This is a genomic window from Massilicoli timonensis (genome assembly GCF_900199515.1).
GTDB lineage: Bacteria > Bacillota_I > Bacilli_A > Erysipelotrichales > Erysipelotrichaceae > Massilicoli > Massilicoli timonensis.
Genome location: NZ_LT963434.1, coordinates 1,282,779 through 1,298,572 on the forward strand (window position 1 = coordinate 1,282,779; position 15,794 = coordinate 1,298,572).

The following is a 15,794-nucleotide window of genomic DNA, read 5'->3' on the forward strand; positions in this document are numbered from 1 at the left end:
TCCTATTCAAAGTCCACAACGATAGAATCCGCCAATACTTTCTCTTTCATCGCCTGTTTATAAGCAACCAGTTTCTGCGCCATTGCTTCATCAGCCAAGGCGATCATCTGCGCTGCCAAGATCCCTGCGTTTTTCGCACCTGCCGAGCCGATGGCCACCGTTGCCACCGGGATCCCTCCCGGCATCTGCACGATCGACAACAAAGAATCTAAACCATTCAGCGCCTTTGACTGAATCGGCACGCCGATTACCGGCAGCGTTGTTGAAGCGGCGATCACCCCTGCCAAATGTGCAGCCCCTCCTGCTGCGGCAATGATGACCTGAATGCCTCTGTCCTTCGCACTTTTCGCGTATTCCTCCACTGCTTCCGGTGTACGGTGTGCTGACATGATGCGAATTTCATAAGCAAGTCCAAACTCCTTTAGCACCTCGCCCGTCGCCTTCATGGTAGGAAGATCACTGCGGCTTCCCATTACGATACTAACAACTGGTTTCATCTTTTTACCTCCCTAAAATGAAAAAAAATACATATTGAAAAAATCAATATGCAATACCATCAACATACAACTTCTTTTTTATCATAGAATGTTCCAATGTCCTGACGATCTTTTTGACAGTCATACCGGTATCCTCCTATAAATAAAAAAAGCGCAAGCAATACTTACACAAGCAAACTTTACGCCTTTTTTATGAAAAAAGTAAAAAATCTGCTTGTAGTCCACTCATTTACGGAGAGTGGGTAGAAACTTGTCAACCATATCTTGACCTTTATACAAGTCTTTTGGGTACATGATTATTATAAAAGATTTATCTTATTTATGCAAGGTAATTTACAGGTAAAAACTAAGAATCGGCGCATTTTTTACGATCAACCTAAAAAAGGAATGCGTCTTTTACAAAAACGATCCTCTCGTTTCACGTCTATTTCCGCATTCCCTTTACACTTTCTAAGTTATTTTGCTTTTTTCTCCCACGCTCTTTTCACATAAAGTGCACCTGCCATACCTGCGCTCACCATCATAAAGGCGAGATACATACCGGCAGAAGTCGTATCACCGGTATTCGGTGCCGGTGTGATCGCTCCTTGGTTAGATGTATTTTGCTGAGGCGGTGTGATCGGTGAAGGCTGTGGAACAATCTGTGCATCGTCCTCTTTTTCCTTCAGCTGGTCGATTGCATGAAAGATCGCTTCGGCCATTGCATCAACCTGTTTTTGCTTGGTGATATCAAGGTCAAAGATCACTTTGTCGATCGCTTCTTTTACCGCACTGAAATCCTGATAGTCGCTTGGATCCAGCGCCATCGCTTTTTCAAGCGCCGCGTTTACTTTTGTATAATCCGCTTTTACATAAACAAGTGCATCCATGGCAAGATCCAGTGCGTCTTTTGCATCGTTCACTTCAAACTGTATCGCAGCTTGTCCTTTTTCCAGCAGAATCTGTGCCGTTAATAAAGCTGCTTGCAGTTTTTTTACACCATCTTCTTCATAAATCTGTGCATTTTGTAAAAGAGCTTCTGCTTCTTTGACACTTTCCTGCAGTGCGCTGAAATCTGTTTCCTCCTTGATGACCAATACATCATGTTCTACACCTTTATAGCCATATGTAATATAAGCGCCGCCATCTTCCGGTCCCGCATAAACAAGGCCTTCCGGCATCGGCAGATCTTTATATTTGACTAACGTGGTAGTTCCGTGTTCACCCATCTCTTTTGACGTATAGGCATAGGAAGCATATTCCACTTTACTGTTTTGTGCATCGACAAAATGGAATCGTGCATTGGCATACTTCTTTTCCGCTACGTTGATATGGAAAATTCCGGCTGTCTTTGTGTCAATACCATAATAGCGATTTACGCTTGTCCCATCCCACGCTGTATCTAAATACAAAAGTACCGTGCTCACATAAGCAAACTCTTCCAAAGTCATCTGTTCATTGTCTTCATCTACGATCGCGTATGTATCATCACCGATAAGATCCAGATGATAAACGGTCGGCTTACTGCTCTCATAGCGGCTGATGTAAGAATCCTGATGGACTGCCTGCGGTTTTTTGCCGGCGTCTTCCAGCGCCTGATTCAGACCGTCGATATCCACCTGCATCGTAACCTCGGCACTGCGATCAACACCGCTGAGATCCACTTTTCCAGCCTCCATCAGATCACGCATTTCATATTCTTTCCCGGCAACGACAAAAGACACATAGTCGTGATAGCTGACGCCATAATCAGCAATGTTGTAGTTTTTTGCCATTACTGCAGGCGTATGCATTCCCAGCAACAAGCCGCACACAAAAAATACTTTGCCTAATTTTTTCAGTTTCATATTTTTCCTCCAATAGCTGCCTGCTTCAAATCGCTTGTCTTTGCTTCTTTCCTCCTTTCCTGATCATCAAACAAGCCGACTTGCCGCTTCGGCGCTTGATTCATGCAGTAAGAGATCTATCTGATCGATCCTGCATCATCCTCATGATATAGCTGCCTGTTTACGAAATTTGTCATTTTTACACACTGCATCTTTTTCTTTTGTCTCGTTCTTTTTTTGATGTGCATGGTAATTGATTCTTTCTATACTTTTACAAATAGGAATGCTATAATACTAACATGTTGATAACTGCAACAAATGATTGCTTATTCATTTTTTAAGGAGGCGAATGTTATGGAAAAACAACAGGCAAATCCACTGGGATATGAGCCGATCGGGAAACTGCTGCGGGCGTTTGCGCTACCTGCGGTCATCTCCATGCTCATTAACGCGATCTACAATATCGTCGATCAGATCTTTATCGGACAGGGTGTCGGATATCTTGGCAATGCGGCCACGACCATCGCTTTTCCTATCGTTACGATCATTTTAGCGGTAGGTACGACCATCGGTGCCGGAGGCAGTGCCTATGCGGCGATCAAACTGGGTGAAAAGCGCAATGAGGAGGCAGAGCTCACACTGGGCAACGCATTTTTGCTGTTAAGCATCATCGGGATCATCATGACAGTGATAGGCTTGCTGGCGATCGATCCTTTGCTTCATCTGTTTGGGGCAACCGCAAAAACATGGGATTACGCAAAAACTTACACAGCGGTCTTGATCGTCGGTACGACATTTAACCTGCTTGGCATCGGCTTGTCAAATTTGGTAAGAACCGATGGAAATCCAAAGCTTGCCATGTATGCCATGTTAGTTGGAGCGATCCTAAATACATTCCTTGACCCGCTTTACATCTTCGTATTTCACTGGGGCGTATTCGGCGCAGCGCTGGCAACGATCACTTCTCAGATCATTTCCACAGTGATCCTGACTTATTATTTCATTAAAAAAGGACAGATGCGCTTGCGTAAAGAAACGCTGCGGCTTGACCCTTTCATCTGTAAGCGGATCTTAGGACTGGGGTTTTCCAGCGGGGTTACCCAGATGGCCGGTACGATCTTACAGATCACGATGAACAATATGCTCATCACACAAGGCAATGCCAGCATCTACGGCGGTGACATCGCTTTGAGCGCCATGGGCATCGTAACCAAAATTTCCATGATCTTAACGTCGATCTGTATTGGCATCAGCATCGGTTCACAGCCGATCATCGGTTTCAACCGCGGCGCCAAGGCATTTCATCGGGTGAAACGAACCAGTATGATGAGCATTGGGATCGCCGGGACGGTATCTACGCTTGGATGGGCGCTTTGTCTGTTATTTCCTAATCAGATCCTTTCGATCTTCGGTGACAGCGAACCGCTTTTTACCGAGTTTGCGGTATTGTCGATGCGTATCTTTCTGATGGGCATCTTTACGGCCGGTTTCCAGATTGCCGCAACAGGATATTTCCAAGCCAGCGGACAGCCGCTCAAGGCAACGATCCTTTCTATGATGCGACAGGTGATCCTGCTAATTCCACTCATCATCATTTTAGGCAATACACTTGGATTAAACGGCATTTTATATGCCGGACCGATTGCCGACATCGGCGCCGGTATTGTCGTAGCGCTGTTTGTTACAGCAGAGTTCAAGAAATTAAATCACCTGATCACAACAGAAGAACAGGCATAATAAAAAGCATTTCTTTGATGATATTTCTTGTGTCTCATCATCGAAATGCTTTTTTATTGATTGGAAAGATGGAAATCTTCTTATAAGTCCTCGCGAATGTTTATAAAGTTTTACATAGCTTACAATCTAGTTTTTCACATATTGTCATTCATCTTGCCGTATCTCCACATAAACTTGCTTTATAAGCGCGTATGGCAAAACGCGTTAAATGCAGCACCGAAATTAAGGAGGAAGATATAAAAACCATTACCCGCTTTCGGGTGCAGCAGCCGACATATTGACTGCCGCAGCCGTTCTTTTCTCATTTTTCGTCATTGTGCCATTCCTGCAATACCGTTTCTACTTGGTCGATAAGCTGCTCTTTATTCGGGATATAAGAAACATATCGGGAAGCAAAGATATTATTTGAAAGACCGCCTAACGCATATTCAGCGGCTACACTGTCTTTATCCGTACAAAGAATGATACCGATAGGCGGATTGTCATGTTCGTCGTTTACTTCTGCTGCGTAATAGTTCAAGTACATATTCAGTTGTCCCACTGCTTCGGGCATGAGCTTGACAGTTTTTAATTCTATCAGAACATAAGCGCGAAGAATTTTGTTGTAGAAAACCATGTCTACATAGTAGTGCGTATTATTCAGCGTAACACGCTGCTGGGTTCCAACAAACATAAAACCGCGCCCTAATTCCAACAGAAATTTTTCTATCTGCTCTACAAGAGCCTTTTCAAGGTCACTTTCCATAAGCGATTTATTTTCCGGTAACCCTAAAAACTCAAAAACATATGGGTCTTTTATCATGTCCACAGGCTGCGTCATTTCAATTCCTTTTTCTGCAAGGGCAAGTATCTTTGCTTTGTTAGCTTTTCCATCGGACAGCAGTAGACGTTCATAGAGAGAGGTTGCGATCTGACGCTTCATTTCCCGTATCGACCATCCGGAGTTAATCGCTTCTTTTTCGTAAAATCTGCGCTTTTCATCATCGGAAATTGTCAAAAGCTCGCAATAATGCGACCATGACAATTTAACAGACACTGTCTGTTGAATTTGATAAGTCTGATAAAAACGGCGCATAAACTGGAGATTTGAAACAGAAAATCCCTTGCCAAATTCTTTCGTTAATTCTTTGGATAGTGCTTTTAAGGTTTGCTTTCCATAAACTGCTCGTTCTTGGCTGTTCTGTTCGTGCTCCACGATAATGCGACCGACATTCCAGTAAGTAGACAACAATTCTGTATTCACTTGTACGGCGATCCGCTGACGTGTGCTGGAAAGCAATTCTTTAATTTCCTGTATCATAGAAGTCGTATATGTTAATCCATCCATAATGATACCACTTACTCCCCCCCTTATCCCCCTCCACTCCTTTTTCCTCCTCCTCACCCCCGTTCTTGGTTATAGCATAAATCATTTGTCATTCCTATCCAATGCTTATCCTCATTCTGTTTGCTTTGCCGGATTTTGGATATAGTTAAGCTCTCTGTTTCTCATTCCCTTAATAGGCTTGATCTTTTTACATGATGTATGCGTCAATGGCAATCTTACGAAGATCCGCTATCATGTTACAGGGTATATCAGCTTCATTTTTTTTATATTGCAAAAACCAACTAAAAATCTGATTGTCCGCTAAAACACTGTATCTATCAGCATTTTCAAGGGTTGAAATACTTCAAATTACTACGATTTTACTACCATTGAATGAGCCTTGATACGTTAGAAATCCCAGATTTGCAAAGATATGGTACAGCACATCAGTATTGATAAACTAAAAATTGAATATCGCAAGTAGATTATGGAACGCCGATATTGACGTTCCTTTTCTATTTCCAGCCGTTCAGAAATGGACGGCTTTTTCTATATCCAAACGAAAGGAGAATTTTAAAAGCTATGAAAAAGATATTGAAGCGATTAGCCACAGGCTTCCTTGCCTTTGCGACTATCGTTACCGCTTTGCCGACAACGGCAGTCCACGCTTCCGAGAAGCAATACTGGACAGAAAGTGCCGAGCGTGTCGGTATCGTTGAAAAAGTAATGAATGACGGTTCTATCGGTTCGACATTCAATGAGGGACACATGACCGTTGAGGGCGAGGACGCTTTCTGCGTGGATATTAACACCAACTTCCGCAACGGTTATAAGACCAGAGCCGACGCAAGCACACGCATGAGCTACGACCAGATTTCAGATGTTGCCCTCTCAATCGAGTATGTTAATCAGTATGTGCAGAGCCACAGCGGATTGAGCAGTCAGCATATCTACCTTTTGAAACAATGCGTCGTATGGCAGAGATTGAGTGTTCATCTAGGCTGGCAATGCGATAACGTCAGAGCTTCCTATGATGAAATCCCAAAAGCGATACAGGACGAGGTGTACGCTGGGGCGAAAGCCTTTGCCAGCGAGAACAAAGGACGCTATGAATGTGGCGGTTATATCTACTCTGGCGAGGGGCAGGACATTGGACAGTTCTGGGCGAAACTTGCCGTAGGAAATGCCACACTGAAAAAGACTTCCAGTAATGCCAGCATTACCGACGGGAACGGGCTTTACTCTATCGCTGGTGCGACTTATGGTGTCTATTCTGATAAGGACTGCACAAAACAGCTTGCCACCCTTACGACGGATAACAGCGGAAACACTGATACCGTGGAAGTAAAGGCTGGTACAGTCTACATCAAAGAGCTTTCCGCTCCCGCTGGCTACAAGGTGGACAATACAGTGTATTCCTTAAATGTGGAAGCTGGCAAGACAGCGACCTTGAACGTATCCGATACGCCAAAGGTTACAGATACCCTTATCGAGCTTTTCAAGATTGACATGGAAACACAGAAAGACGCTCCACAGGGCGACGCTTCCCTAGAGGGTGCGGAGTTCACATGGAAATTCTATGCGGGACACTATACCGTTGACAATCTCCCCAGCGAGCCTACAAAAACATGGGTGACAAAGACAATCGCTGAAAAGGACAGCGACGGCACTATCCATTATGTTTCCCGCCTTTCTGATGAATACAAGGTATCTGGAGACAGCTTCTATACACAGGACGGAAAGAACGTGCTTCCTCTAGGGACGCTGACCGTTGAGGAAACGAAAGCTCCTAACGGCTATCTTCTTGACGGTGCGTATATGCAGGCAAACGGTAGCGAAGAACAGATTAAAGGAATGTACCTTACACAGATTACCGAGGACGGCGACATTGCCGTATTGTCTGGAAGCAATCAGTACCATGTATCAGACAAGGTTATCCGTGGCGGTGTGAAAATCCAGAAAAGAGATTTGGAAACCAGCGATACCAAAGGTCAAGGAAGTGCGACCTTGAAAGACGCTGAATTTGAAATCATTTCCCTTAATGACAATGCCGTACTTGTCGAGGGCAAGCTCTACAATAAAGGCGAAGTGGTAAAGACAATCCTTACCGACATTGAGGGCGTGGCTTCTACTTCCGCTGACCTCTTACCTTACGGGAAATACCGTATCGAGGAAAGCAAAGCTCCAGAGGGCTATCTGACGGACGGTGCAGAACCGATTGAATTTGAAATCACAGAGGACGGAAAAATCGTTGACCTTACAGGTGCGGACACATCAATTTACAATCAAGTGAAGCGTGGCGACCTAGAGGGTGTCAAGATTGGAGCTGGCACACACCAGCGTCTTGCGGGAGTTCCGTTTAGGATCACAAGCAAGACCACAGGTGAGAGCCACATTATCGTGACAGATGATAACGGGCAGTTCTCTACTTCTTCCGACTGGGCTTCCCACAAACATAACACCAATGCAGGAAAGACCAGCGAGGACGGTATCTGGTTTGGAACAAGTGAGCCAGACGACAGCAAAGGTGCTTTGATTTACGATACCTATATCATTGAGGAATTACGCTGTGAGGGCAACAAAGGCTTTGAGCTTATCCCGCCGTTTGAAATCGTGGTGTCCAGAAACAATGTGACCGTTGACTTAGGGACACTCACTGATGAATACGAGAAAGAAATCTCTATCCATACCACAGCCACAGGCAAGGACGGCGAGAAGTCTATCGTAGCTGGCAAAGAGGTAACAATCATTGACACGGTTACGCTTGACGGGCTGGAAAAAGGCACAAAATATCAGCTCAAAGGCTGGCAGATGTTGAAAGAGGAAAACGCCGAGCTTCTTATCGACGGACAGCGTGTGGAAAGTGATTACACATTCACAGCCGACAGCGAAGAAATGAAGTTTGAAATGGAATATACGTTCAACGCTTCTTCTCTGGGCGGTCAGAACCTTGTAACCTTTGAGGAACTTTACGACCTTTCCAACGAGGACGAGCCTGTAAAGGTGGCAGAACACAAGGACATTGACGACGAGGGACAGACGGTGCTTATCACAGAGCGTATCATCTCTATCCATACCACAGCGACCAGCGAGGACGGAAAGAAAGAGATTGAAGCAGGAAAAGACGTGACAATCATTGATACCGTTACGTTTGACGGATTGGAAATCGGCACAAAGTATCAGCTTGTAGGCTGGCAGATGATTAAGGACGAAAACGCAGAGCTTATCATCAACGGAGAGCGTGTCGAGAATGACTATACCTTTACTGCCGACAGTGAAAGCATGGAAGTACAGATTTCCTTTACATTCGACGCTTCCGAGCTGGGCGGGAAAGAGCTTGTGACCTTTGAGGAATTATACGATTTGAGCAATCCAGATGAACCGACAAAGGTTACAGAGCATAAGGACATTGAGGACGACGGGCAGACGGTGACAATCACAGAAGTACCAGAAACACCAGAAGAACCAACAGAGCCGGAACAGCCGACCACACCAGATACACCGAGCAAGACAACAGACGCTCCAAAGACAGGCGATAATACAAACATTGCCTTATTCTTAGGGCTTCTTGTTCTCTCTGGTGCAGGCGTGGCAGGGACATACTTCTTCAAGCGTAGACGCTCTTAATCGGGCGGTCTGCTTATGATAATGAAGAAATCCCGTTCCCCGCCGTATGTACTTGTAACAGGAAATGAAAATCGAAACTGTTCCTTTTCTGTTAATCTGCTTGCGGATTGACGGAAAAGAACAGTCCACTAGGGGCGTGGGGAGTGTAGCTCCCCACATATCAATCACAGAAAGAAATGAGGTAGAACACATGAAATTAAAATATATCGTGCCAAATATGGCACAGACTTTTGGTAACTTAGAGTTTGCAGGAGAAAATGACGTGGAGCAACAGCGTGTCAATGGTCGCTTTGTTCCCGTGACAAGAAGCTATAACCTGTATTCCGACATTCAGAGAGCCGACGACATTATCGTGGTGCTTCCTGCAAAGGTTGGGGAAAAGCGTTTCAAGTATGAGCAGAAAGTAAAGCTCGTCAATCCTAAGATTACCGCCGAGGGAAAGAACGTGCGAGGTCGTGGCTACACCAACTATATCTTAACGGCTGACGATATGCTTCCAGTCGAGGAAAGCAAGTAAAGGGGGTATCAGATTATGAGATTAGCGAATGGAATTGTATTAGATAAGGAAAAGACTTTCGGAGTATTGAAGTTCTCCGCATTAAGACATGAGGTGCGTGTAGAGAATGAGGATGGGACGACCAGCGAAGAAATCAAGCGTAGAACCTATGATTTGAAGTGCAGTCAGCAGGAACGCACGATACAGGTATCTATCCCAGCGGAAATCCCTGTCAAGGACTATCCGTACAATGCCGAGGTGGAGCTTATCAATCCTGTTGCCGATACGGTGGCAAACGCCAACTACCGAGGGGCAGATGTGGAATGGTACATCAAGGCAGACGACATTGTGCTGAAAAATAAAGGTGGTCAGCCCGCAGGCAATCCACAGAACCATGCTCCGCAGGGACAGGCGAAGAAATAATTTTATTCCCCTGCTTCTTAGGAAAATTTAAGAAAGAATTTCATGTTTTTTAGAAATTCTTTCAAATATATGTGGTACACTTAGCTTGACAATGCAAGAAAGGAGTGGGGGAAATGCTTTTAATGTTAATTATTCCAATTATTTTAACCGTAGCCCCAGTAATGGTATATCAAACAGTCATGTTACTAGGTAAGAAAAAGTCTACATCTACACATTATGTATGGACATATATTATGATGATTTATATATGGCTTGTTATTTCTGTTACTGGAATAGGCTCTATATGGGATATGATTTCAAAAGGTGGGTTGATAGCTACTTTTCAACAGGCTAATATTAGTTTGATACCTTTTCAATCAGAGGGTATGTTCACATATTGTATGAACGTAATCATGCTTATGCCTTTAGGTTTCTTACTTCCTTATATTTGGAAGAACTTTAGAAATCCTTTGAAAGTAGCTTTAACAGGTTTTTCATTTTCTATCTTTATTGAATTTGCACAGTTACCAACTAACAGGTTAGTGGATATTGATGATTTAATGATGAATACATTAGGTGCAATTTTAGGCTATGTAGTATGGAAAATGATAGGAAAATATTTTTTCAATAAGAAAGAAGAACAACGCACTACTTCATTGGGAAAATGTGAGCCTGTTATTTATTTATCTTTAGCCTGTATCTGTAATTTCCTGTTATATAATTGGACATGGTTTTTTTAAGTTTTAGAAGCAGTTAATCTATATGATTGACTGCTTTTCTTATATTCAGAAAAGAGGTATATATGAACATTTTGAAATATAAAGGACATCGTATCAGAGCCAGCGACAAGTACCTTGTGTACCGTTTCTGTGGGGGTACGCTCCTGCTCCTGTTCGTGGCGGTTCTTCTGCTACTGAACTTGGGACAGCTTATGCGTACCGATTGGGAGCATTTCAGCCTGCTTGATAATGGCGTGACGCTTTCTATATACAACTTCATAACCGTAGGGATAGCGACTGGTGTTTGTGCATTGGTCGCTTTCCTTTATTACCACTTTCGCTATGACAGCTTCAAGAAGCTATTACACCGTCAAAAGCTCTCTCGCATGATACTGGATAACAAGTGGTATGAAGCCCAGACCGTACAGGACAGCGGTTTTTTCACTGACCTGCAGAGCAGATCAAGGGAAAAAATCATCTGGTTTCCTAAAATCTATTATCAAATGGAAACGGGCTTGCTCCATATCCGCTGTGAAATCTCTTTGGGAAAGTATCAAGATAAACTCCTTAGATTGGAAGATAAGCTGGAAAGCGGGCTTTACTGTGAGCTGACCGACAAGACGCTCCATGACGGCTATATCGAATACACCCTGCTCTATGACATGATAGCGAACCGTATCACGATTGACGAAGTAAAGGCTGAAAACGGGGGTTTGCGTCTGATGAAGAACCTCACATGGGAATATGACGCACTCCCTCACGCCCTTATCTGTGGCGGGACTGGCGGTGGAAAGACCTATTTCTTGCTGACAATCATTGAAGCCCTCTTGCAGACCAACGCCCAGCTTTTCATCTTAGACCCTAAGAACGCCGACCTTGCGGACTTGGGTACGGTCATGGATAACGTGTACCACACCAAAGAAGATATGATTGAGTGTGTCAATGCGTTCTATGAGGGCATGGTACAGCGAAGCGAGGAAATGAAGCACCACCCAGACTACAAGACGGGCGAGAACTATGCCTATCTGGGCTTACCGCCTTGCTTTCTTATCTTTGATGAATATGTGGCGTTCTTGGAAATGCTGGGGACAAAGGAAAGTATAAGCCTTTTAAGCCAGCTAAAGAAAATCGTCATGCTTGGCAGACAGGCGGGGTATTTCCTCATTGTCGCCTGCCAGCGTCCCGACGCAAAATATTTTTCAGACGGTATCAGAGATAACTTCAATTTCCGTGTGGGCTTGGGGCGTATCAGTGAGCTAGGCTATGGTATGCTTTTCGGAAGCGACGTAAAGAAACAGTTCTTCCAGAAGCGTATCAAAGGGCGTGGCTATTGTGACGTGGGTACGAGCGTCATATCAGAGTTTTACACTCCCCTTGTACCAAAGGGACATGATTTTTTACAGGCTATCGGCTCACTCGTCCTTACAAGGCAGGACGGGACGGCGACGTGCGAAGCGAAAGGCGACGGCTCGGACTAGCCTTGCTGGTGTGGCGTCAGCCACGCCAGCGAAAGAAGCCCCTCGGTATCTAACAGAGGGGCACAATTCCGCTGGAAACTACGGTCAAAAAGTCTGGAAATCCCGCTTGGCAAAAGGGTTTTCTCTCACTCATGGCTGACTGTGACAATCGGCGGAAAATATCACACTTTCACGATTGGGGGTATGCAGGCTGAATGAAAGCACCTTTATAACTGCCTTGAAAGAGAAACGCCAGTCTTACGGCGTGTCCCAGACAAGGCTTGCTATCATGGCTGGTATCAGCCGTGAACATTTGAACCGTATTGAAGCGGGCAAGGTAACGCTTACGGACGATATGCAGGACAAGCTCATGGAAGCCGTTGAGAAATTCAATCCCGACGCTCCCATGTTCCTGCTGTTCGACTATGTGCGTATCCGTTTCCCCACGCTGGATATACAGCATGTTATCAGAGATATATTGAAGCTCAACATTGACTATATGCTCCATGAGGACTACGGACACTACAAGTACACAGAACATTACTATCTGGGTGATGTGTTCGTCTATACTTCACAGGACGAGGAAAAAGGCACGCTTCTGGAACTGAAAGGAAAAGGCTGTCGCCAGTTTGAAAGCTATCTGCTGGCACAGGGGCGTAGCTGGTACGACTTCCTCATGGACGCACTCATTGAGGGCGGTGTGATGAAACGCCTTGACCTTGCGATTAACGACAGGGCGGGCATACTGGATATTCCAGATCTGACCGCCAAATGCAACCGTGAGGAATGTGTTTCCCTGTTCCGCTCTTTCAAGTCCTATGCTTCGGGCGAGCTGGTGAAGCACAACGAGCAGGACAAGGCGGGCATGGGACACACGCTGTATATCGGCTCTCTGAAATCGGAAGTCTACTTCTGCTGTTATGAGAAGAACTACGAGCAGTACGCAAAGCTGGGAATACCGCTTGAGGAAGCTCCGATAAAGAACCGCTTCGAGATACGACTGAAAGATGAAAGAGCCTATTATGCCGTCCGTGAACTGCTGACCCATTATGACGCAGAACAGACGGCATTTTCTATCATCAATCACTATATCCGCTTCGTGGACAGAGAACCAGAGAAGCGAAAGACAGACTGGAAGCTCAATGACCGCTGGGCGTGGTTTATCGGGAAAGACCGCCCGCCTGTCAAGCTGACAACAGACCCAGAGCCTTACACATTGGAAAGGACGCTGGGCTGGATAAGCCGACAGGTCGCACCTACCTTAAAAATGCTGAAAAAGATAGACGCTGGCAACAGCACGAGCTATCTGAAAGAGATTGAGGACAACGCAAAGCTGACAAAAAAGCACTTGCAGATAATCAGACAGCAGACAGTGGACACAGAGGAGCTTATCACAGAGTAAAGGAGAATTGAGATTATGGCAGAACTTGTCAAGGACTTGGTGCTGGTATCGCTGGGAATGGGTATCGGTGTCGTCCTTATGTGTATCGCACAGGTCAGCAAAATGGCTGATGAAGAAATGGAAGAAATCAAAAAAGAAAGGATTGATAAAGAATGAATTTCGGACAGAATTTATACAACTGGTTTTTAAGCAACGCTCAGAGCTTGGTGCTTATGGCAATCGTGGTAATCGGTATCTACTTAGGATTTAAAAGAGAGTTTTCTAAGTTAATCGGCTTCCTTGTGATTGCCTTAATCGCTGTGGGGCTGGTATTCAATGCAGGCGGTGTCAAGGACGTGCTGTTAGAGCTGTTCAACCGTATCATTGGAGCGTAACAATCAGCAGTTTGCGGTCACGCAAACTTACCTGTCCCCCCCTATGGGAGTTCGGGCATAGGGGGAATGAAAGGGGGTGACGGAATGGTACACAGATAAAAGATAGTCACGCTATGAATTTCATTGAATGGCTGTTTTTTAGATGATATACTGTGAATATAGGAAAGATAAATCAGAGCTTGAGGAGGTAATATGCCTATGAAAAAATATATTTCTTTATTTTTGTGTTTTATTTGTATATTAGCTTTAGTTGCATGTGAAAAAAAAGCAGACCCTATTACGCTACCTCAGATAGACGATATTACATCTGTTGATATAACCGTCGGGGAAAACAAAGTAAATCATACAGATAAAGCTTGGATAAGTGAAATAATTTCAGATATTTCTAGTTCTGAACCTACTAGTAAGGAAAGCATTCAAGATACTCCACAAGTTGAAAATTATATCAAAATTGATTTTCAGTTCAAAACAGGGACAAGTATCCTTTATGTATATGAGGACAGTAGTAAATACTATATTGAACAGCCATATCAGGGAATTTATAAAACTGATAGTCAACTGTTCAAACGGTTACAAGAAACTAATTAAATCCTACCTATAGCAATTTCATATCCCGACACAAAGCGGTTACTCCTTTGGAGATCAACCGCTTTTTCTATACTCAAATTTCAGATTGGAGTGATTGATTGAAAGATATTTTTACCGATATGCAGGCAAAAATCGGCTGTCCGTATCTCTCCGACCTGCCCTATTACAAGCGTGCGGTCTGGTTTGAGATGAAACGCCTTTGCCTGTCCGACTACCCTAAGAAACAGTTGGAAGATTTTTCACGCTATGTATTCGGCGTGCCTTACTCCGTCATACAGGAAGCGTTACAAAGAAAGGATGTGATGAAACATGGAAGAAATGCGTGTGCAGATTGAAGCCAGAGAACCAACAGACGGAGAAATTCGTGCCTTTTGGTTCACCCTGCCTATCGACACAGAACAGGTAGAAGAACTGCTGGGGATTGATGTAGATACGGACTATTACTATATCACGGGTAAGGAGCTTCCCTTTGCTGATGAAGTGCAGGAAGATACCACCATTGAAAGGCTCGACGACCTGTACCATACCTATGAAAGCCTGCCCTCTGACTTGAAAGAGGACTACGGGGAGCTGATGTGTTATTTCACTGACCTTGACGAACTGCACCGATACAGAAACGACATCATTCATTATTCGTGGTGTAAGAACATGACGGACGTTGCCCGCCATATTCTGAACAACGACCCAGACTTTACTTCCCTTAGTGAGAGTGTCACCCGCTATTTCGATTATGAAGCCTACGGGCAGTATCTTGACGACAACGGACGCTTTGTGGAAACCGACCACGGTATCTATGAACTTCCATAGAAAAGAGGTGTAAGCCTGTGGTGGACGACATGAGGGTGTATATCGCTAATCTTGGCAAGTACAATGAGGGCGAACTTGTGGGGGACTGGTTTTCTTTCCCTATCGACGAGGAAGATGTTGCGGAGCGTATCGGGCTGAACAGCTACTATGAGGAATACGCTGTCCATGATACCGACAACTTCCCTATTGAAATCGGGGAGTATATCTCCATTGAAGGACTCAACGAGATGTACGACATGATTTGTGAGCTTCCCGACTATATCACGGACGCTCTGGACGAGTTTGTTTCCTACTATGGAAGTCTGGAAGAAGTCTACGAGCATAAGGACGAGATTTATTATTATCCTAATTGTGAGGACATGACCGACGTTGCCTATTACTTCATTGACGAGTTGCAGGTATTGGGACAGATACCGCTACCGTTGCAGAACTATATCGACTATGAAGCATACGGCAGGGACTTGTCCATAGAGGGGACATTCATTGAAACAAGCCGTGGGATATGCGAGATACCATATTAGAGCTGGCAGATCAGCGACAGGCAAGGTCGCTACTGACAGCTTTTTCTATCAAGGAC

Annotated in this window: 16 protein-coding genes and 1 riboswitch; of the genes, 13 read left to right on the forward strand and 3 right to left on the reverse strand. The window is 44.6% G+C overall.

The genetic code is table 11. The features are described from left to right. Window positions 1-2: 2 nt before the first annotated feature. Both purE and C1712_RS08375 read right to left on the reverse strand, forming a co-directional pair. Window positions 3-497: a 5-(carboxyamino)imidazole ribonucleotide mutase gene (gene purE, locus C1712_RS08370; RefSeq protein ID WP_102268415.1), complete on the reverse strand. Its 495-nt coding sequence runs from the start codon at window positions 495-497 to the stop codon at window positions 3-5. 197 nt (window positions 498-694) lie between these two features. Further along, window positions 695-796, reverse strand: a riboswitch (purine riboswitch). Window positions 797-952: 156 nt separating this feature from the next. Next, on the reverse strand, window positions 953-2,323 hold the full coding sequence (locus C1712_RS08375; RefSeq protein WP_102268416.1) for a hypothetical protein: 1,371 nt from the start codon (window positions 2,321-2,323) through the stop codon (window positions 953-955). A gap of 333 nt (window positions 2,324-2,656) precedes the next feature. Here C1712_RS08375 and C1712_RS08380 point away from each other — a divergent pair, with 333 nt between their 5' ends. Then, on the forward strand, window positions 2,657-4,039 hold the full coding sequence (locus C1712_RS08380) for an MATE family efflux transporter (RefSeq protein WP_102268418.1): 1,383 nt from the start codon (window positions 2,657-2,659) through the stop codon (window positions 4,037-4,039). A gap of 301 nt (window positions 4,040-4,340) precedes the next feature. Here C1712_RS08380 and C1712_RS08385 read toward each other — a convergent pair whose 3' ends face one another. Next, window positions 4,341-5,366, reverse strand: coding sequence for a PDDEXK nuclease domain-containing protein (locus C1712_RS08385; RefSeq protein ID WP_102268419.1), 1,026 nt, complete (start codon window positions 5,364-5,366; stop codon window positions 4,341-4,343). A gap of 561 nt (window positions 5,367-5,927) precedes the next feature. Here C1712_RS08385 and C1712_RS08390 point away from each other — a divergent pair. From C1712_RS08390 to C1712_RS08445, 12 genes are all read left to right on the forward strand, one after another. Further along, window positions 5,928-8,972, forward strand: coding sequence for an SrtB-anchored collagen-binding adhesin (locus C1712_RS08390; RefSeq protein ID WP_099124526.1), 3,045 nt, complete (start codon window positions 5,928-5,930; stop codon window positions 8,970-8,972). 190 nt (window positions 8,973-9,162) lie between these two features. Further along, complete coding sequence (locus C1712_RS08395) at window positions 9,163-9,489, forward strand: YdcP family protein (RefSeq protein ID WP_074143642.1); 327 nt, start codon at window positions 9,163-9,165, stop codon at window positions 9,487-9,489. A 15-nt stretch (window positions 9,490-9,504) separates the two neighbouring features. Beyond that, window positions 9,505-9,891: a YdcP family protein gene (locus C1712_RS08400; protein ID WP_074143641.1), complete on the forward strand. Its 387-nt coding sequence runs from the start codon at window positions 9,505-9,507 to the stop codon at window positions 9,889-9,891. Between the two features lie 113 nt (window positions 9,892-10,004). Next, window positions 10,005-10,610 (forward strand): VanZ family protein, encoded by a 606-nt coding sequence (locus tag C1712_RS08405; RefSeq protein ID WP_074143640.1) that lies wholly within the window; start codon window positions 10,005-10,007, stop codon window positions 10,608-10,610. Between the two features lie 62 nt (window positions 10,611-10,672). Continuing rightward, the gene (locus C1712_RS08410) at window positions 10,673-12,067 is read left to right on the forward strand and encodes an FtsK/SpoIIIE domain-containing protein (protein ID WP_074143639.1); all 1,395 of its coding nucleotides are present in this window, start codon (window positions 10,673-10,675) and stop codon (window positions 12,065-12,067) included. Between the two features lie 190 nt (window positions 12,068-12,257). Next, a complete protein-coding gene (gene mobT, locus C1712_RS08415) occupies window positions 12,258-13,448 on the forward strand; it encodes a MobT family relaxase (protein ID WP_102269830.1) in 1,191 nt (396 codons plus the stop codon). Between the two features lie 15 nt (window positions 13,449-13,463). Next, window positions 13,464-13,604 (forward strand): DUF3789 domain-containing protein, encoded by a 141-nt coding sequence (locus C1712_RS08420; protein WP_010817889.1) that lies wholly within the window; start codon window positions 13,464-13,466, stop codon window positions 13,602-13,604. Further along, window positions 13,601-13,822, forward strand: coding sequence for a hypothetical protein (locus tag C1712_RS08425; protein WP_010817890.1), 222 nt, complete (start codon window positions 13,601-13,603; stop codon window positions 13,820-13,822). Before C1712_RS08420 ends, C1712_RS08425 begins: the two co-directional genes overlap by 4 nt. Before the next feature lie 198 nt (window positions 13,823-14,020). Continuing rightward, complete coding sequence (locus C1712_RS08430; protein WP_021421714.1) at window positions 14,021-14,410, forward strand: DUF5301 domain-containing protein; 390 nt, start codon at window positions 14,021-14,023, stop codon at window positions 14,408-14,410. 98 nt (window positions 14,411-14,508) lie between these two features. Beyond that, on the forward strand, window positions 14,509-14,745 hold the full coding sequence (locus tag C1712_RS08435; protein WP_074141186.1) for a hypothetical protein: 237 nt from the start codon (window positions 14,509-14,511) through the stop codon (window positions 14,743-14,745). Continuing rightward, the gene (locus C1712_RS08440; RefSeq protein WP_077717676.1) at window positions 14,720-15,217 is read left to right on the forward strand and encodes an antirestriction protein ArdA; all 498 of its coding nucleotides are present in this window, start codon (window positions 14,720-14,722) and stop codon (window positions 15,215-15,217) included. The genes C1712_RS08435 and C1712_RS08440 overlap by 26 nt, the downstream gene beginning before the upstream one ends. A 29-nt stretch (window positions 15,218-15,246) precedes the next feature. Next, on the forward strand, window positions 15,247-15,738 hold the full coding sequence (locus C1712_RS08445; RefSeq protein ID WP_425436004.1) for an antirestriction protein ArdA: 492 nt from the start codon (window positions 15,247-15,249) through the stop codon (window positions 15,736-15,738). The last annotated feature ends 56 nt before the right edge of the window (window positions 15,739-15,794 follow it).